The 17,044-nt window shown below is 73.9% G+C and carries 19 protein-coding genes; 13 read left to right on the forward strand and 6 right to left on the reverse strand.

Annotation, left to right across the window (positions count from 1 at the left end):
* Positions 1–64 precede the first annotated feature (64 nt).
* The 5 genes from FM110_RS03070 (at position 65) to FM110_RS03090 (ending at position 5,327) form a co-directional block, all read left to right on the forward strand.
* Entirely contained in the window at positions 65–613 is a 549-nt protein-coding gene (locus FM110_RS03070; protein WP_087102560.1) for a DivIVA domain-containing protein, read from the forward strand.
* Positions 610–1,878: a 1-deoxy-D-xylulose-5-phosphate reductoisomerase gene (gene dxr, locus FM110_RS03075; protein WP_087102562.1), complete on the forward strand. Its 1,269-nt coding sequence runs from the start codon at positions 610–612 to the stop codon at positions 1,876–1,878. Before FM110_RS03070 ends, dxr begins: the two co-directional genes overlap by 4 nt.
* A complete protein-coding gene (locus FM110_RS03080; protein WP_087102564.1) occupies positions 1,875–3,218 on the forward strand; it encodes a M50 family metallopeptidase in 1,344 nt (447 codons plus the stop codon). Before dxr ends, FM110_RS03080 begins: the two co-directional genes overlap by 4 nt.
* Before the next feature lie 89 nt (positions 3,219–3,307).
* On the forward strand, positions 3,308–4,471 hold the full coding sequence (gene ispG / locus FM110_RS03085; protein ID WP_087102598.1) for a flavodoxin-dependent (E)-4-hydroxy-3-methylbut-2-enyl-diphosphate synthase: 1,164 nt from the start codon (positions 3,308–3,310) through the stop codon (positions 4,469–4,471).
* 7 nt (positions 4,472–4,478) lie between these two features.
* Positions 4,479–5,327: a GNAT family N-acetyltransferase gene (locus FM110_RS03090; protein WP_087102566.1), complete on the forward strand. Its 849-nt coding sequence runs from the start codon at positions 4,479–4,481 to the stop codon at positions 5,325–5,327.
* Between the two features lie 28 nt (positions 5,328–5,355).
* On the opposite strand, the gene FM110_RS03095 is transcribed toward FM110_RS03090, so the two are convergent.
* The 3 genes from FM110_RS03095 to FM110_RS03105 all read right to left on the reverse strand — a co-directional run bounded on the left by FM110_RS03095 (position 5,356) and on the right by FM110_RS03105 (position 8,229).
* The gene (locus tag FM110_RS03095) at positions 5,356–6,192 is read right to left on the reverse strand and encodes a class I SAM-dependent methyltransferase (protein ID WP_087102568.1); all 837 of its coding nucleotides are present in this window, start codon (positions 6,190–6,192) and stop codon (positions 5,356–5,358) included.
* A 196-nt stretch (positions 6,193–6,388) separates the two neighbouring features.
* Positions 6,389–7,012 (reverse strand): response regulator, encoded by a 624-nt coding sequence (locus FM110_RS03100; RefSeq protein ID WP_087102570.1) that lies wholly within the window; start codon positions 7,010–7,012, stop codon positions 6,389–6,391.
* Positions 7,009–8,229, reverse strand: a complete 1,221-nt coding sequence (locus tag FM110_RS03105; protein ID WP_087102572.1) for a sensor histidine kinase — start codon at positions 8,227–8,229, stop codon at positions 7,009–7,011. Before FM110_RS03105 ends, FM110_RS03100 begins: the two co-directional genes overlap by 4 nt.
* A gap of 150 nt (positions 8,230–8,379) precedes the next feature.
* Here FM110_RS03105 and FM110_RS03110 point away from each other — a divergent pair, with 150 nt between their 5' ends.
* Both FM110_RS03110 and FM110_RS03115 read left to right on the forward strand, forming a co-directional pair.
* The gene (locus FM110_RS03110) at positions 8,380–9,462 is read left to right on the forward strand and encodes an ABC transporter permease (RefSeq protein WP_087102574.1); all 1,083 of its coding nucleotides are present in this window, start codon (positions 8,380–8,382) and stop codon (positions 9,460–9,462) included.
* The gene (locus FM110_RS03115) at positions 9,459–10,178 is read left to right on the forward strand and encodes an ABC transporter ATP-binding protein (RefSeq protein WP_087102576.1); all 720 of its coding nucleotides are present in this window, start codon (positions 9,459–9,461) and stop codon (positions 10,176–10,178) included. Before FM110_RS03110 ends, FM110_RS03115 begins: the two co-directional genes overlap by 4 nt.
* Positions 10,179–10,190: 12 nt before the next feature.
* Here the strand turns inward: FM110_RS03115 and FM110_RS03120 are convergent, their stop codons facing one another.
* Together FM110_RS03120 and FM110_RS03125 are read right to left on the reverse strand one after the other, a co-directional pair.
* On the reverse strand, positions 10,191–10,412 hold the full coding sequence (locus tag FM110_RS03120) for a helix-turn-helix domain-containing protein (RefSeq protein ID WP_087102578.1): 222 nt from the start codon (positions 10,410–10,412) through the stop codon (positions 10,191–10,193).
* Positions 10,412–10,888, reverse strand: a complete 477-nt coding sequence (locus FM110_RS03125) for a DUF2975 domain-containing protein (RefSeq protein WP_087102579.1) — start codon at positions 10,886–10,888, stop codon at positions 10,412–10,414. Before FM110_RS03125 ends, FM110_RS03120 begins: the two co-directional genes overlap by 1 nt.
* Positions 10,889–11,083: 195 nt before the next feature.
* Here FM110_RS03125 and FM110_RS03130 point away from each other — a divergent pair, with 195 nt between their 5' ends.
* The gene (locus tag FM110_RS03130) at positions 11,084–11,269 is read left to right on the forward strand and encodes a hypothetical protein (protein WP_087102581.1); all 186 of its coding nucleotides are present in this window, start codon (positions 11,084–11,086) and stop codon (positions 11,267–11,269) included.
* A 107-nt stretch (positions 11,270–11,376) separates the two neighbouring features.
* Complete coding sequence (locus tag FM110_RS03135; RefSeq protein WP_087102583.1) at positions 11,377–13,149, forward strand: proline--tRNA ligase; 1,773 nt, start codon at positions 11,377–11,379, stop codon at positions 13,147–13,149.
* A gap of 58 nt (positions 13,150–13,207) precedes the next feature.
* Here FM110_RS03135 and FM110_RS03140 read toward each other — a convergent pair whose 3' ends face one another.
* Positions 13,208–14,350: a DUF4439 domain-containing protein gene (locus FM110_RS03140; RefSeq protein ID WP_087102585.1), complete on the reverse strand. Its 1,143-nt coding sequence runs from the start codon at positions 14,348–14,350 to the stop codon at positions 13,208–13,210.
* A gap of 162 nt (positions 14,351–14,512) precedes the next feature.
* On the opposite strand from FM110_RS03140, the gene FM110_RS03145 reads away from it, so the two are divergent.
* The 4 genes from FM110_RS03145 to FM110_RS14235 all read left to right on the forward strand — a co-directional run.
* Positions 14,513–15,094, forward strand: coding sequence for a ribosome maturation factor RimP (locus FM110_RS03145; protein WP_087102587.1), 582 nt, complete (start codon positions 14,513–14,515; stop codon positions 15,092–15,094).
* A 2-nt stretch (positions 15,095–15,096) separates the two neighbouring features.
* On the forward strand, positions 15,097–16,071 hold the full coding sequence (nusA, locus tag FM110_RS03150; protein ID WP_087102588.1) for a transcription termination factor NusA: 975 nt from the start codon (positions 15,097–15,099) through the stop codon (positions 16,069–16,071).
* A gap of 327 nt (positions 16,072–16,398) precedes the next feature.
* Positions 16,399–16,734: a YlxR family protein gene (locus FM110_RS03155; RefSeq protein ID WP_087102591.1), complete on the forward strand. Its 336-nt coding sequence runs from the start codon at positions 16,399–16,401 to the stop codon at positions 16,732–16,734.
* A 73-nt stretch (positions 16,735–16,807) separates the two neighbouring features.
* On the forward strand, positions 16,808–17,044 hold a 237-nt coding region (locus FM110_RS14235), incomplete at its 3' end, for a translation initiation factor IF-2 N-terminal domain-containing protein (protein ID WP_143276228.1).

Genomic DNA, 17,044 nt, shown 5'->3' on the forward strand with positions numbered 1-17,044 from the left:
GGGAGCCTGCGGGCGCCCGCGCGACCCGCGGCGCCCGATGAGCCCGAGCACCAGGAAGGTCCCCGTGAGCACTTCGTTCGAGCGCGTCTCGCGCCTGTCCACCGGATACGACGTCCGGGAGGTCGACGACTTCCTCGCGCGCGCCCGCGCTGCCTACGAGGGACGGGACGAGAGCTTCTCCCCGTCGGAGGTGACGTCCGCGAGCTTCTCCTCGGAGCGCGGCGGCTACTCGATGCGCGTCGTCGACGAGGCCCTCGACCGCCTGTCCGACGCCTTCGCCCTGCGCGAGCGCGACGCGGCGATCGCCGAGCGCGGCGAGGAGGCCTGGGTGCGTGACCTGACCGAGCGCGCCGAGACCCTCAAGGAGCGCCTCGAGCGCCCCGCCGGGGAACGCTTCGCCCCCGGCCGCGAGGGCGAGGTCTCCTACGACCGCGACGACGTCGACGTCCTGTGCGACGAGCTCGTCGCCTACTTCACGCAGGGCCACCCGATGAGCGTGGACGATGTGCGCCGCGCCGCCTTCCGCCGCCGCAAGGGCCCCGCGGGGTACTCCGAGGCCGTCGTCGACGTCTACCTCGACCACGTCGCGGACGTCATGGCCTCCGTGCCGTGACCTCATCGGCTCCCTCCCCGGCCCCCCGCCGAGCCGTCGTGCTGGGCTCCACCGGCTCGATCGGCACCCAGACCCTCGAGGTCCTGGCCCGCTGCACGGATGCCGTCCGGCTCCACGGCCTCGCCGTCTCCGGCTCGCGCCCCGAGACCGCCGCGCAGCAGGTGCTCGCCCATGCGCCCGCGCGCGTCGCGATCGCCGACGAGGACGCCGCCGATCAGGTCGCCGCGGCGATCCGCGCCGCCCTCGCGCCGGAGGCCCGCGATATGCCGCGCCTCGACGTCGGCGAGGACGCGGTCGTCGATCTCGCCGGTGCGCTCGGCGCGGGAGATGTGGTCGTCAACGCCGTGACCGGCTCGGTCGGCCTGCGCCCCACCCTCGCGGCGCTCGCCTCCGGGGCGCGCCTCGCGCTCGCGAACAAGGAGTCCCTCATCGCCGGCGGCGAGCTCGTCACGGGCGCGGCCGCCGAGGGGCAGATCCTCCCGGTCGACTCCGAGCACACCGCGATCGCCCAGGCCCTCGCCGGCGTGCGGCCGGAACACGTCGACCGTCTCGTCGTGACCGCCTCCGGAGGACCCTTCCGCGGCCGCAGCCGCGCCGAGCTGGGGGAGGTCACGCCCGAGCAGGCGCTGGCCCACCCCACCTGGCAGATGGGCAGGGTCATCACCACCAACTCCGCGACGCTGGTGAACAAGGCGCTCGAGGTCATCGAGGCCTGCTGGCTGTTCGACATGCCCGAGGACCGCGTCGACGTGGTCGTGCACCCGCAGTCGATCGTCCACTCGATGGCCACCCTCATCGACGGCTCCACGATCGCCCAGGCGAGCCCGCCGGACATGCGCCACGCGATCGGCTGGGCCATCGCCCACCCCGAGAAGATCCCCGGCCTCGCCCGGCCCCTCGACTTCACGCGCGCCCAGTCCTGGACGTTCGAACCGGTCGACGAGGAGACCTTCGGCGCGATCGCGCTGGCCCGCGCGGCCCACCGCCGCGGGCACGGCGCGATGGCCGCCTACAACGCCGCCAACGAGGAGGCCGTCGACGCGTTCTTCGCCGGGCGCCTGCCGTTCCTCGGGATCGTCGACGTGATCGGCGAGGTCCTCGCGGACCCGGGACTGCCGACGGTCGCCCCCGCCGACGGCGTCGACGGCGTCCTGGCCGTCGAGCGCGCCGCCCGGGCCATCGCGGGCGAGCGCATCGCCGCCCGCGCGGCCACGGCCTCTGCCACCGCGTCGAGCGCGGGTCAGAGCGCGGGGCGGGGCGCGTGAGCGTCGCGCTGTACGTCCTGGGCATCCTCCTGGTGGCCCTCGGCATCGGCGTCTCCATCGCCCTGCACGAGCTGGGGCATCTCGTGCCCGCCAAGGCCTTCGGCGTGCGCGTCACCCAGTACATGATCGGCTTCGGCCCCACGGTCTTCTCCCGGCGCCGCGGCGAGACCGAGTACGGCATCAAGGCGATCCCGCTGGGCGGGTACATCCGGATGATCGGCATGTACCCGCCGCATAAGGGGGACGCGCCCGGCACCATCCGCGAGGACTCCACCGGCTTCGTGCAGACGATGTCCGCCGAGGCCAAGGAGTGGGAGGCCGCCCAGTACGACCCCTCCGAGCAGCACCGCACGTTCGTCGCGCTGTCGGTCCCGAAGAAGCTGGTGGTGATGCTCGGCGGGCCGACGATGAACCTCCTCATCTCCGCCGTCCTCCTGGGCGTGCTGATGAGCGGCTTCGGCCTTCCCGCCGTCACGAACCAGGTCTCGAGCGTCTCGCAGTGCGTGCTGCCCGCCGACGCCCCCGAGGGCACCTCCTGCGAGGGGCAGCCCGTCGCGCCCGCGGCCGCCGCGGGCATCCGGCCCGACGACGTGATCCTCTCCGTCGACGGGCGCGAGACGCCGACCTTCGAGGACGTGGTCGAGGTGGTCCGCGGCGCCGGCGGGCGCACCGTCCCCGTCGTCGTCGAGCGCGACGGCCAGCGCCTGACGCTCGAGGCCACTCCCATCGTCGACGCCCGTCCCGTGATCGGTGCGGACGGCGAGGTCGTCCGCGAGGCCGACGGCTCCCTGCGCACCGTGCAGGCCGGATTCCTCGGGGTCTCGGGCACGCGCGACCTGGTGCGCCGTCCGGTCACCGAGGTGCCCGGTGCCGTCTGGGACTCCTTCGCCGCGACCGGGAAGCTGGTGCTGGGCCTGCCCGCGCGGCTCGTCGACGTCGCCCAGGCGGCTTTCGGGACCGAGGAGCGGGACCCGAACGGGCCCGTCGGCGTCGTCGGCGTCTCCCGTCTGGCGGGGGAGGTGGTCTCGACCGAGCAGCCCGGCTTCGATCTGCGGATGAAGGCGTTCACGCTGGTCTCGATGCTGGCCTCGCTGAACATGGCCCTGTTCGTGTTCAACCTGGTCCCGCTGCTGCCGCTGGACGGCGGGCACGTGCTCGGCGCGCTCCTCGAGGGGGCGCGGCGCATGATCGCTCGGCTGCGGGGCCGCCCCGACCCGGGGCCGATCGACATGTCGCGGATGCTGCCCGTCACTAATGTGGTCGCGCTGGCGTTCCTCGTGATGACCGTGCTGCTCGTGTACGCGGATATCGTGCGGCCCATCACCCTGTTCGGATCCTGAGACGCCGCGCCTGTGCAGGATCCGTGCAGGTGACCGGCGCGACGGCGCACACGCTGACGACTCCCGGGCGCGGATGGGATGATGTGCGCGTGACTTCTGTGAGCCTCGGGATCCCCACCGTCAAGGAGGCGCCGCGCGTCCTGCGCCCGCGCCGCGTCAGCCGGAAGGTGAAGCTCGGCGACATCGCCGTCGGCGGCGACGCCCCCATCACCGTGCAGTCGATGACCACCACGCCGACGCACGACATCAACGCCACCCTCCAGCAGATCGCGGAGCTGACCGCGGCCGGCTGCGACATCGTGCGCGTCGCGTGCCCGCGCAGCGAGGACGCCGACGCGCTCCCGGCGATCGCCGCGAAGTCCCCGATCCCCGTGATCGCCGACATCCACTTCCAGCCCAAGTACGTGTTCGCCGCGATCGAGGCCGGCTGCGCCGGCGTCCGCGTGAATCCGGGCAACATCCGCCGCTTCGACGACCAGGTCAAGGACATCGCCCAGGCGGCGAAGGACCACGGCACGGCCCTGCGCATCGGCGTCAACGCCGGCTCGATCGACCAGCGGATGATGAAGGGCATCGACCGTGTGACCCCGGAGGCGCTCGTCGAGTCCGCCGTCTGGGAGGCCTCCCTGTTCGAGGAGCACGACTTCCACGACTTCGGGATCTCCGTCAAGCACAACGACCCCGTGATCATGGTCGAGGCCTACCGGCAGCTGGCCGAGCGCGGCGACTGGCCGCTGCACCTCGGCGTCACCGAGGCGGGCCCCGCCTTCCAGGGCACCATCAAGTCCTCCGTGGCCTTCGGGATCCTGCTGGGCGAGGGCATCGGCGACACCATCCGCGTGTCCCTGTCGGCCCCGCCCGTCGAGGAGGTCAAGGTCGGCAACCAGATCCTGCAGTCGCTGAACCTCAAGCCCCGCAAGCTCGACATCGTCTCCTGCCCCTCGTGCGGCCGCGCCCAGGTGGACGTCTACACGCTCGCCGACAAGGTCACCGAGGGCCTCAAGCACCTCGAGGTCCCGCTGCGCGTGGCCGTCATGGGCTGCGTCGTCAACGGTCCCGGCGAGGCCCGCGAGGCCGATCTCGGCGTCGCCTCCGGCAACGGCAAGGGCCAGATCTTCGTCAAGGGCGAGGTCATCAAGGTCGTGCCCGAGGAGGAGATCGTCGAGGTGCTCCTGGCCGAGGCCGAGCGCATCGCCGCGGAGATGGGCGAGGGTGCCGAGGCCGCCGGCGCGCCGTCTGTCTCGGTGAGCTGACCCTCCCGTGCTCCGCCGGGGTCCGACCGTGCGGCCCCTGCGGCCCGCCGCGCTCGACGGCGCCCTGCGCCTGGCGCTCGCCGACCCGCTGACGACCACCCTCCCGGGCTCGCGCCTGGCGGAGCTGCGCGTGAACCCCGGGATGCTCGCGCGCGAGTTCTCGGTGCTGGGCGGCGACGCCGCGCCCCAGGCCGTCCTGTGGGGCGGCGCCAACGCCGGACCGGTCGGCGGGGCGGGCGAGGACTTGGACGTCCTCGCCCGGAGCCTCGCCTCCCGCCGCCGCACCTCGAGCTCGCTGGTGGGCCCGCGCGCGGCGATCGAGCGGATGTGGCCGGTGATCGCCCTGGCCTGGGGGCGGGCGCGCGAGGAGCGCTGGTCGCAGCCGCTGCTCGAGGCCGTCGTCGCTCCAGCGGTGGTGCCGGAGCCGACCCTGCGGCCGGCGCGGCCGGGGGAGGAGGACGCCGTGTTCCCCGCCGCCGTCGCGATGTTCCGCGAGGAGGTCGGCAGCGACCCCACAGCCTACGACGGCGGCGCCGGCTACCACCGGCGTGTGGCCGCGCTCATCCGCGAGGGCCGCACCTACGTCGTCACCGACGAGGCCGGGGAGGTGCTGTTCAAGGCGGACGTCGGGGCCGGGCTCGGTGACGTCGCCCAGCTGCACGGCGTGTGGGTGCGGCCGGATCAGCGCGGACGCGGTCTCGCGCGCCGGGCCATGGCGGCGGTCGTCGAGCAGGTGCGCCGTGATCACGCCGGTCGGGTGTCGCTCTACGTCAACGACTTCAACGAGCCCGCGCGCCGGGCCTACGCCGCGGCGGGGTTCCGCCAGGCGGGGGAGCTCACGACCCTCCTGTTCTGAGCACGGCGGGCTCCGGCTTGTTCTCCGCTCAGGCTGGCCGGTGCGCCGTGATGACGAACTGCAGCGGCAGACGGTCCGGTTCCTCGCGCAGGCGCCACGTATCGCCGTCGCAGACCATGAGCTCGGGCCACGGGCACCAGGCCGAGGCCGCGGTCTCCTCGAACGAGTCGAGCACGAGCCCGGCCTCGAGCAGCGCTGTGATGATCTCGCTCAGCGCGTGGTTCCACTGGTGGTTCACGCCGTGCGTGATCGCCTCCGCGCCGTCGGGCGCCTCGACGTAGGAGCCGGCGTCGTCCCAGGTCATCGGTGCCTCGCGCTCGAAGTACGGCTGCTCGACGCGCAGACCGGCGGTGATGTCCTCGCCGATGGTCATGAAGAACGGGTGGTCGTCGCGGATGAGGAAGCGCCCGCCCGGTCGCAGCAGCGAGGCGACGGTGCGGGCCCAGGCGCGGATGTCCGGCAGCCAGCACAGCACGCCGATGCTCGTGTACACGAGGTCGAAGTCACCGGTCACGGCCGCGCGAGCGTCGTACACGTTGGCCTCGACGAAATCGATGTCGGCACCGGCGCGCTCGGCGAGGTCGCGGGCGCGGCGCAGCGACGCCGGGGACAGATCGACTCCTACGACGCGCGCGGCGCCGAGCCGCTTCAGGCTCACCGTGTCCGTGCCGAGGTGGCACTGCAGGTGGATCACGTCGCACCCGGCGAGGTCGCCCAGGCGCTCGACGTCCTGGGCGACCTCCGGGGTGATGTGCTCGGGATCGGCCACGAGCTCCTCGATCCCGTAGCCGGAGGCCTCGTGGAGCGCGGCGCGGTCGTCCCAGTTGGCGCGGTTGTCGGCGAAGTGCGCGGTGTGGCGGTCCATGGGCCCGACGCTAGCGGTGCATGACGGATCCGACCATGGAATTCCGCGGCTGCGGCGCGCATCCCCGGTGAGGCCGGTGATCATGGCAGCGGCGGCCGCCGAGCTTCCCCAGGCGCCGCGGAGCGCACCCTGCGTGGCGTCCTCATGGGTGATCGCGTCCCCATCGCAGCTCTCGCCGACTGCCCCATGGCGGCTGTCAGCGCAGGATGCCCAGCTCCCGCGCTGCCGAGACCGCGGCTGTGCGCGAGGACACGTCGAGCTTGGTGAACACGTGCACGAGGTGCGACTTCACGGTGGCCTCGCTGATGTGCAGCGCGGCGGCGATCGCCCCGTTCGAGTCGCCATCCGCGACCCGGCGCAGCACCCCGATCTCCCGAGCCGACAGGTTCACGGGCCCCGAGCGCATGCGCCGCATGAGGCGGCCGGCGATCGCGGGCGCCAAGGCGCTGCGGCCCGCGGCGGCCTCCCGGATCGCGCGGATCAGCTCCTCCGGTGGGGCATCCTTGAGCAGGTAGCCGCTCGCGCCCGCCTCGATCGCCCCGAGGATGTCGCCCTCGGTGTCGTAGTTGGTGAGCACGAGCAGCTGGGGCGCGGGAGAGAGCGCGCGGATGCGCCGTGTGGCATCGGCTCCGGTCTCCGCCTGCCCCGCGAACTGCAGGTCCATGAGCACGAGGTCGGGGGAATGCTCGCGGGCGGCGTCGACGGCCTCGGCGGGCGTCGCGGCTTCTGCGAGCACCTCCACGCCCTCGGCCGCGCCCAGCAGGGCGCGCAGGCCGGCGCGCACGACAGGATGGTCGTCGGCCAGGACCAGGCGGATCATGCGGCCTCCACCGCAGACGTGGGGGAGGGCGCGGTGGGCCCGACCGCATCGGGCACCCGCACACGGATGCGTGTCCCGCGTCCCGGCTCGGCGTCGACCTCGAGCGCGCCCCCGATCTCCGCGGCCCGCTCGGCCATGGCGCGCAGTCCGAAGGAGTCGCCGCCCGCGGTCGAGGCCACCTCGAGCATCTGCGGCGAGAACCCGCGGCCGTCATCGGCGATCTCGAGCCGCGTCCCGCCGGCCTCGCGGCCCAGCGTGATCGCGGCACGGCCAGCCTCGGCGTGCTGGACGACATTGGCGAGCGCCCCCTGGCCGATGCGCAGGAGCGCCACCTGCACGGCGACGGGCACCTCGAGCGAGGCGTCGGCGTCGACCTCCACGTCGATACCCGTGCGCTGCGCCGTCGTGCGCGCGAGGCGCTCGAGCGCGGGTGCGAGGCCGCGCTCGAGATCCGGCGGCGCGAGCTCGCGGATGAAGCGCCGGGCATCGGCCAGGCCGCTCGCCGCGGTCTCGCGGGCCAGGCGCACATGCTCGATCCCGGGGCGCTCGCCGTCGGAGGCCTCAGCGGCGTGCAGGAGCATCTGGATGCTCGAGAGGTCCTGGGCCACGGTGTCGTGGATCTCCCGGGCCAGCCGCGACCGCTCGGCCAGAACGCCCTGCTGCCGCTCCGTCGCGGCCAGGAGGTCCCGCGTGGCCAGGAGCTCGGAGAGCAGCGCCTCGCGCTCGCGGGCCTCCTGCGCGAGGGCCCGGTAGCCGAGCCCGATGAGGAGCGCCACGCCGGCGCCGACGAGCGGTCCGACGACGCCGCCGAGGGTGAGGTCGTCGTGCGCCGCGAGGACGAGGATCGCGATCCCGGTCGCGCAGATCACCGCGAGGGGCCCGGTGCGCGGCCCGAGGACGTGCAGGAAGAGGAAGAAGAGGGGGAAGACGAGGTAGGCGGCCACGGAGGCGACGGCGACGAGGCACGCCCAGACGGCGCACAGGGCCACGATCCACACGGCCGTCCACCGGCCGCGCCGGCCGGCGGGAGCGGCCGCGACGAACGATCCGACGGCGTACACCGCGACGAAGAGCGCCAGGAGCGCGAGGGCCGGCCCCAGCATCGGCCCGCCCTCGACGAGGGTGCGCAGCGCGACGAGGACGGCCAGCCCGCCCGTCAGGCAGTGCAGCCCGGCGCGCAGGCCGACGAAGACCGGGGTCAGGGACGAATGGGCCATGGTCGGCCCAGCGTATCCGCGCCGCCGCGCCCGCGGATCCATCGAAAGTTCGACCCGAGGAGCCATCGGGCGCCCGATGCCGCGCCCCCGCTCCGGGCGGGAGCCTGGAGCAGGTGCTGCGGAGCGTCCCGGCGCCGGAAGGAGTCCCTCATGTTCGTCGCCTGGCGCGACCTGCGCGCGGCCCGCGGCCGCTTCGCCCTCATCGCCTCCGTCGTCGCGCTCATCATGCTGCTCGTCGGCTTCCTCGCCGGCCTCACCGGCGGTCTCGCGCAGCAGAACGTCTCGGCGATCCTCTCCCTGCCGGGCGACCGCCTCGTCCTCGCCGCGCCCGACGGCGAGGCCCCCGATGTCGCCGAGTCGGCGCTGGCCCCGGAGACGGTCGCGGCGTGGCGCGGCGCCGACGGCGTCGACGCCGCCGTCCCCGTCGGCATCGTCCAGGGCCGGGCCGCCGTGTCCGGATCCGAGGACGCGAGCGGCGTCGCGCTCATCGGCATGCCGCGCGACGCCGGGGACGGCGCCGTCGCGGCCCTCGCCCCCGGCGCCGACGATCAGGCGGGCCTGTCCGCCGGAGCGGCGGAGGACCTCGGCGCCCGCGTGGGCGACACGATCACCGTCGCCGGCCTGGACCTGACCGTCGCCTCGATCGGGGACGACGCCTGGTACAGCCACACGCCCGTGATCGCGCTGACCCCCGACGCGTGGGCGCAGGCCGATGTGCGCCTCGGCGGCACGGGGGAGCCGACCCTCCTCGCCGTCACGGGCGACCCGGCGTGGGACACGATCGCCGCCGACACGTCCACGAGCGCGCAGACGCCCCTCATGAGCCTGCGGGCGCTCGAGACCTTCACGTCCGAGATCGGGTCGCTCGGGCTCATGATCGCGATGCTGTTCGCGGTTTCCGCACTGGTCATCGGTGCCTTCTTCACGGTCTGGACGCTCCAGCGCACTGCCGACGTCGCCGTCCTGAAGGCCCTCGGCGCCTCGAACCGCTCGCTCGTGCGCGACGCCCTCGGACAGGCGCTCGTGGTCCTCGCGATCGGGATCGCCCTGGGGCTCGCGGCCACGCTCGGGCTCGGCGCGCTCGCCGGCTCGGCCCTGCCGTTCCTCCTCAGCCCCCTGACCACCCTCGTCCCGGCCGTCGCCATGGCCGCGCTCGGCCTCGCGGGCGCCGCCGTCGCCCTGCGCGCCGTCACCTCCGCCGACCCCCTCACCGCCCTCGGGAGCAACCGTTGATCACCCTGGAGAACGTCACCCTCACCTACCCGGACGGCGAGCGCCGCATGACCGCCGTCGACCACGTCGACCTCGTCGCCCGCCCCGGCGTCGTCACCGGCCTGACCGGCCCCTCGGGCTCGGGAAAGTCGAGCCTGTTGGCGCTCGCGGCCACGCTCACCCATCCCGACTCCGGCATGATCCGCATCGGTGACGTCGAGACGACGCGCCTGTCCCGTGCCGAGGCCACGGCGCTGCGCCGCGAGCGCATCGGCATCGTCTTCCAGCAGTCCAACCTCCTGGCCTCCCTCACCGCCCGCGAGCAGCTGCAGGCGATGGGCGAGCTCGGCGGATCCCGCGCCCGGCGCCGGGAGATCCGTGGGCGCGTCGACGAGCTGCTCGAGGCCGTCGGGCTCGCCGAGCACGCGGGCAAGCGGCCCGCGCAGCTGTCCGGCGGGCAGCGCCAGCGGGTCGCGATCGCGCGCGCCCTCGTCCATGAGCCCGAGGCGCTGCTGGTCGATGAGCCCACGAGCGCGCTGGACCAGGAGCGCGGCGGGGAGATCATGGATCTCATCGCCCGCCTGACCCATGAGCGCGGCACGTCGACGCTGCTCGTGACGCACGACCTGGTGCATCGCGAGGCCCTCGACGCGCTCGTCACGCTCGTGGACGGCCGGATCGTCGGACGCGAGGGCGACGCATCCGGCGCCAGGCGGCTCGAGCTCGCGCACGCCTGAGCCCGATCGCCGTCAGCTCGCGGCGGTGTCGTCGGGGACGTGCCGCAGCACGTCCCCGACCTCGCACCCGAGGACGCGGCAGATCGCGTCGAGGGTGGTGAAGCGCACCGCCTTCGCGCGCCCGTTCTTCAGCACGGCCACGTTCGCGGGCGTGATGCCGACGGCCGCGGCGAACTCGCCGACGCTCATGCCGCGCCGGGCCAGCATCACGTCGATGTCCACGACGATGGCCATCAGATCACCCCGTCGAGGTCGGTGCGCAGGCCCACGGCCGTCACCAGCAGACGGCGCATGACGAGCATTGTGAGCACGAAGCCGATGCCTGCGAGCACGAGGAGGAGGAGCGGCCAGGCGGCCGGGCCGATGCCGGGGACCGGGGCGAGCATCTGATGGGCGAAGACGAGGCCGGTCATGGCGGTGGCCGCGGTGGCCGCGGAGATGATCGCGTCGACCCAGCGCAGGGAAGCGGGGGAGAAAATGCGGTCACGGCGGACCCGCCCCAGCAGGATCCATAGCGCGAGCAGGGCGATCAATACGCAGGCGAGCGCTGCCTCGGCCGCCGCCACGTAGGGCAGGCGGATGGTCTCGAACTCGGGAGCTGCCTCCGCGATGTCTCGGGCGACCAGGGGGAGCCCGGCGCCGAGCGCGAGGGCCGCGAGGCCGAGGATGACGATGATGCCGCGCAGCAGCGGCGTGACGAATCGAGTCATGCATCGATGGTCGATGGAAATCTATCGAAAGTCAATCGGTTGCGGACGGTGCCGCTCTCCGCTGCGGAGGGTCGGGATCAGCTCTCGGTGCCCGCCAAGATCTCGCCGAGGAGAGTCGGGAGCACCGTCTGCAGGGTCTCGGGCGGTACGGAGTCAGGGGACCGGCCCCGAGCGATGCGCCCGCAGCCTGTGCGTATGCGCGACCGCTTCGAGGAGTACCAGGAGAGGCTGTCGGCCGGGGCCGCCACCCCGGCCGAGCAGAGCATCGCCGCGTCCGGGCTGAGGGAGCTGGTCGTCAGGCTGCACGAGGGGGAGCAGGAGATGGAGGTCCTGCGGGATCGTCTGCCCCGGATCTTCGGCCACGCCTACCGGGAGAGCTGACCTCCTGCGTGCGCCGGGGGCTGACGTCGCGCGCACTACGATGGACCCGGCCGCGCCGCGTGCGAGCGCCTGTCGCGGCCCCCGCCCGCCCCACCGAAAGGCCTCCCATGATCCGCATGTCCTCGTCGTTCATCCGCACCCTGCGCGACGACCCCGCGGATGCCGAGGTCGCCAGCCACAAGCTCCTCGTGCGCGCCGGCTACATCCGGCGCAGCGCCGCGGGCGTCTACACGTGGCTGCCGCTGGGCCTGAAGGTGCTGCGGAAGGTCGAGCAGATCGTCCGCGAGGAGCAGGATCGGATCGGCGGGCAGGAGGTGCTGTTCTCGGCGCTGCAGCCGCGCGCCCCCTACGAGGCCACCGGCCGCTGGGAGGAGTACGGCGCCAACCTGTTCCGCCTGCAGGACCGCCGTCACGACGACTACCTCCTCGCGCCCACCCACGAGGAGATGTTCACCCTCGCGGTCAAGGACCTGTACTCCTCGTACAAGGACCTCCCGGCGATGCTCTACCAGATCCAGACCAAGTATCGCGACGAGGCCCGTCCCCGCGGCGGCCTGCTGCGCGTGCGCGAGTTCGTCATGAAGGACGCCTACTCCTTCGACGTGAGCGACGAGGGCCTCGACCGCTCCTACGAGCTGCAGCGCGCCGCCTACCAGCGCACCTTCGAACGCCTGGGCCTGCCCACGGTCATCTGCAAGGCCGACGCGGGTGCGATGGGCGGCTCCCGCTCCGAGGAGTTCCTGCACCCCACGCCGATCGGCGAGGACACCTTCGTGGTCTCCGACGGCGGCTACGCCGCCAACGTCGAGGCCGTCACCACCGTGGCCCCCGAGCCGCTGGATGCCGACGCGATGGCCGCACTGCCACCTGCGCGCGAGGTCACGACCCCCGGGACCGGCACGATCGCCCAGCTCGTCGACCACCTCAACGCGCACGAGGTGCGCGAGGACGGCCGGGAGTGGACCGCGGCCGACACCCTCAAGGCCCTCATCTACATGCTCCATCACCCCGACGGCTCCACCCAGCCGCTGCTGGTGATGATCCCGGGCGACCGCCAGGCCGACGAGAAGCGCCTCGAGGTCGCGCTCGCCCCCTCGATCGCCGTGCCCTTCGCCGAGGAGGACTTCGAGAAGCACCCCGCCCTGGTCAAGGGCTTCACCGGCCCCGTGGGCCTGGGCGAGGACACGGACTCGGGCGTGAAGGTGCTGATCGACCCGCGCGCCGCCGACGGCACCCGCTGGGTGGTCGGCTCCCGCAAGGTCGACACGCACTCGATCGACGTGGTCCCCGGCCGCGACTTCACCCCCGACGGCTACATCGAGGCGGCCGAGGTGCGCGACGGCGACCCGGCCCCCGACGGCTCGGGCCCGCTGCGCCTGACCCGTGGCATGGAGATGGGCCACATCTTCCAGCTGGGCCGCAAGTACGCCGAGGCCCTCGACCTCAAGGTCCTCGACGAGAACGGCAAGCAGGCTGTCGTGACGATGGGCTCCTACGGCATCGGCGTGACCCGCGCGGTCGCGGCGATCGCGGAGCTGACCTGCGACGATAAGGGGCTCGCGTGGCCCCGTTCGGTGGCTCCCGCCGATATCCACGTGCTCGCCACCGGTAAGGACGCGGCCGTCTTCGAGGAGGCCGAGCGGATCGCCGGCGAGCTCGAGGCCCAGGGTCTCACCGTGCTCTACGACGACCGCCCCAAGGTGTCCCCGGGCGTGAAGTTCAAGGACTCCGAGCTGCTGGGCATCCCGACCACCGTGGTGATCGGCCGCGGCCTGGCCGAGGGCGTGCTCGAGATCCGCGACCGCGCGAGCGGCGAGGTCACCGAGGTCTCGCCCGCCGACGTCGTGGAGCGCGTGCTCGCCGAGGTGCGCGCCGGCTGACGGTGTCCTGCCGGCGTGGCCCGGCCTCGCGCCCGGGTCCGCGCCCCGGGCCCGGGGCTCAGTCGCTCTGCGGGTCGAGCGAGGGCAGCGCCGGCAGCACGCCGCCGAGGACCGCCAGGCCGTGGGCCTCGGCCAGCGCGGTCGCGACGGCGAACGCCCGTCGCTCGAAGGGCACGGCGCCCGTCAGAGCGACCCAGTCGACGGCGAGCCCCTGGGCGATCGCGAGCGGCTCCGCGTCGAGCGCCGCCTGATCGAGGCCGCCGCCCGGCAGGGCGTACACCGGCTCCTCGGCGACGGGGGCGATGCCGTCGGCCTCGGCGATGTCCCTCAGGCGCTCGGCGCGGTCGCGATGCGTCGCCACCGCGTCCAGCGCCGCGGCGCGCGCCGTCTCGTCGACGGTGCGCGCCGCCCGCACCTCCTGCACGTACCCGGCGTACCACTCATCGCCCTGGGCCTGCTGGAGCATCGCCTCGTAGTCGGTCTTCGCGGCGACCGACGGCGGGTCGGAGGCGGGGATCCTCCGAGTGGGGGCGATGGCGTCCTCGGCCGGCGGGGCCGGAGCCGTCGCGGCGGGATCGGCGAGGACCGGTGCCAGCCGGGCGGCGCTCCACGTCAGGTGCGCCCCGATCGCGGCGACCACGCGGGCGAACGATCCCGAGCACTGCACGCAGGCCTCGGCGCACAGGATGACGAGGTCGCCGAGGGCCTGCAGGAGACCGGGAGCGTCGCTCGGGGCCGCAGCCGGGGAGCCGCCGCCGTCGCTGGCTGCGCCCGTCGCGCCCGCGTCGCCCGTCGGACTCGCGGCGCCGCTCGAGGTCGCAGTGCCCGACGAGGCGGTCGCGCCGCCGCCGTCGCTCGCCGACTCCGACGCCTCGGTCTCGGCTCCGGTCAGCAGGGCAGCGCGCTGCTCGACCACGGCGATCGCCAGCTCGCCGAGCAGCATGGCGGCCTCGGGGTGCGGCGCCCGGATCGTGCCCGTGGCCGTCTCGATGTCCGCCAGGGCCGCCAGCAGGTCGGCCCGGTACAGGTCGTCGATGCCCTCCGGGGGCGGGGTGTAGGGGGCCGGCTGGCCGAGGCGGACCGGACCGCAGCCGCTCAGGACCCCGCCGACGGCCGCGCTCGCCCCGAGCAGGAGCACGGTGCGGCGCGTGGGGGCGGCGGTGCGGCGGGAGGGGGCGATGGAGGCGGCGGGATCGGGCACGTGCCGATTCTCGCATCCGGCCCGGGCGGGCCCGGCGGCGGGCGGGGGAGGAGCCGTAGAATAGGCGCACCGTCGGAGCGATCCGACCCCGGCGCGCTGCCCGCGCGCCCGCTGACAACCGAGGCCGGCCCCTGCGGCCGCCGATCATGGAGAGGTGCGTGCGTGACCGTCGCCCCCGAGACCGTCGAGAACCTCCGCTCCGCGCTCGCCCCGCTCGTCGCGAGCGTCGACCTGATGTGCGAGGACGTGACCGTCCGCTCCGCGGGCGGCCGCACCGTCGTGACCGTCGTCGTCGACCTCCCGGAGGACCGCACCGGCAGCGCGGACCTGGACACCGTCGCCGAGGCCTCCCGCCTGATCTCCGATCGCCTCGACGCCGATGAGTCCTTCCTCGACGGCGCCGCCTACGAGCTCGAGGTGACCACGCCCGGCGCCGAGCGCACGCTCACCGAGCCCCGCCACTTCCGACGCGCCCGCGGACGCCTCGCGCGGATCCGCACCGCTGCGGGCGAGGACCTCGTGGCGCGCGTGCTCGCGGTCTCCGACGACGACGTGCTGACGCTGCGCCCCGAGGACGCCCCGGGCTCGAAGCCCCGCGCCCGCCGCGGCGGCCCGGCCGCGCCGCGGGAGCTGCCGACCGCCGAGGTCGCCTCCGCGAAGGTCCTCATCGAGTTCACCGCCCCTGCCGAGCTTCCGGACGTCGACGGCGACGCCACCCACGACGACCCCACCGAGGAAGGCTGATCATGGACATCGATATGGGAGCGCTGCGCGCGCTCGAGCGGGAGCGGGACATCTCGCTGCCCGTCCTCCTGGACGCCATCCGCCAGGCCCTCCTCATGGCCTACCAGCACACGGAGGACCACGCCCGCTCCGCGCGCGTCGACATCGACGAGCGCAGCGGCCGCGTGGCCGTCTACGCCCAGGAGACCGACGAGACCGGTGCGGTCATCCGCGAATGGGACGACACCCCGGCCGGCTTCGGCCGCGTCGCCGCCTCGACGGCCCGCCAGGTGATCTTCCAGCGCCTGCGCGAGCTCGAGGACGAGGCCGTGATGGGCGAGTTCGCCGCGCGCAGCGACGACATCGTCTCGGGCATCATCCAGCAGGGCCGCGACCCGCGCATGGTCCAGGTGGATCTCGGCAGCGTCGAGGGCGTGCTGCCGCCCCATGAGCGCGTCCCCGGCGAGGACTACTCGCACGGCCGCCGCATCCGCGCCTACGTCGTCGAGACGCGCCGCGGCCCCAAGGGGCCGCAGATCACGCTGTCGCGCTCTCACCCGAACCTCGTGCGCCGCCTGTTCGCGCTCGAGGTCCCGGAGGTCGCCGACGGCACCGTCGAGATCGCCGCGATCGCCCGCGAGGCCGGCCACCGCACCAAGGTCGCCGTCCGCTCGACCGTCCCCGGCGTCAACGCCAAGGGCGCGTGCATCGGCCCGATGGGCGCGCGCGTGCGCGCGGTCATGAGCGAGCTGGGCGGGGAGAAGATCGACATCGTCGACTTCGACGAGGACCCGGCGCGCTTCATCGCGAGCGCCCTGTCGCCATCGCGCGTGACGAGCGTGGTCGTGCTCGACGAGGTCGCCCGCGCGGCCCGCGCCGTCGTGCCCGAGGGACAGTTCTCCCTCGCGATCGGCAAGGAGGGGCAGAACGCCCGCCTGGCCGCGAAGCTGACCGGCTGGAAGATCGACATCCGTCCCGAGGGCGCCGCGCAGCAGTGACGCCGACGGCGCGCGAGGCCGACGACCGGACCCCGGCGATCGGACGCGGGCGATCGGACGCGGGCGATCGGATGCCCCGAGCTGGTGCCCCGTCCGCCGCAGGGCCGCGTCGTCGTGACGGATCCCACCGGGTCCCGCGACCCCTCGCCGCGTCGCCGGCGATCGGGGTCCGCTACACTGAAGAGGCTGTTCATGCGCCGTGCGGCGCCCTGATCCGCGCCCTGGAGACCGCCCCTCCGACGCCTCGTGCGACGGCTCTGCGGTCAGCACGGGTGCCGGTGTCGAGGCCCGGACGAGGCATGGAGCGCTCGCGAAGGAGGTGACGGTGTGGATCCGCGCACCGAGACCCTCCGTCCCGAGCGGACGTGCGTCGGCTGCCGTGAGAAGGCCGCGCGCGATCAGCTCGTGCGCCTGGTCCGGGTGGGATCCCCGGAGGACGGCGTGCCGCGCATCCGGGTCGACGAGCGATCGACCGCCCCGGGACGCGGCGCCTGGGTCCACCCCGACGCACGCTGCCTCGACCTCGCGGTCACGCGGGGCGGACTGGCCCGGTCCTTTCGCGGGCCGGTCGACGCGGGCGGGCTCGACGAGCTCCGCCGGCGCCTCGAGGCATCCGAATCGACCACACAGAAGCGGGTAGAAGAACCAATGGACATCCGATGAGTACTCGCACATGAGCACCCACCAGATCTGATGGTCCGCGCCCTGTCATCGGCCGGACCGAGACAGGAGAAATGTGGCTAAGGTCCGCGTACACGAGCTCGCCAAGGAGCTCGGACAGCCGAGCAAGGTCGTCCTGCAGAAGCTGCAGGACATGGGCGAATTCGTCCGTTCCGCATCCTCGACCATCGAGGCCCCCGTCGCGCGCCGCCTGCGCGACCAGTTCCCCGCCGCCCAGGGCGAGGGGAGCGCCCCCGCCGAGAAGGCGGCCCCCCGTACGGCCCCCAAGCCGGGCGGCGGGGAACTGGTCGCG

Source organism: Brachybacterium nesterenkovii (assembly GCF_900163655.1).
Lineage (GTDB): Bacteria > Actinomycetota > Actinomycetes > Actinomycetales > Dermabacteraceae > Brachybacterium > Brachybacterium nesterenkovii.

Coding starts and splice junctions, on each gene's coding strand:
- nusA (WP_087102588.1), top strand. CDS start 15,097: ATGGACATCGATATGGGAGCGCTGCGCGCGCTCGAGCGGGAGCGGGAC.
- FM110_RS03095 (WP_087102568.1), bottom strand. CDS start 6,192: ATGGACCGCCACACCGCGCACTTCGCCGACAACCGCGCCAACTGGGAC.
- FM110_RS03135 (WP_087102583.1), top strand. CDS start 11,377: ATGATCCGCATGTCCTCGTCGTTCATCCGCACCCTGCGCGACGACCCC.
- FM110_RS03100 (WP_087102570.1), bottom strand. CDS start 7,012: ATGATCCGCCTGGTCCTGGCCGACGACCATCCTGTCGTGCGCGCCGGC.
- FM110_RS03105 (WP_087102572.1), bottom strand. CDS start 8,229: ATGGCCCATTCGTCCCTGACCCCGGTCTTCGTCGGCCTGCGCGCCGGG.
- FM110_RS03125 (WP_087102579.1), bottom strand. CDS start 10,888: ATGACTCGATTCGTCACGCCGCTGCTGCGCGGCATCATCGTCATCCTC.
- FM110_RS03110 (WP_087102574.1), top strand. CDS start 8,380: ATGTTCGTCGCCTGGCGCGACCTGCGCGCGGCCCGCGGCCGCTTCGCC.
- FM110_RS03120 (WP_087102578.1), bottom strand. CDS start 10,412: ATGGCCATCGTCGTGGACATCGACGTGATGCTGGCCCGGCGCGGCATG.
- FM110_RS03130 (WP_087102581.1), top strand. CDS start 11,084: ATGCGCGACCGCTTCGAGGAGTACCAGGAGAGGCTGTCGGCCGGGGCC.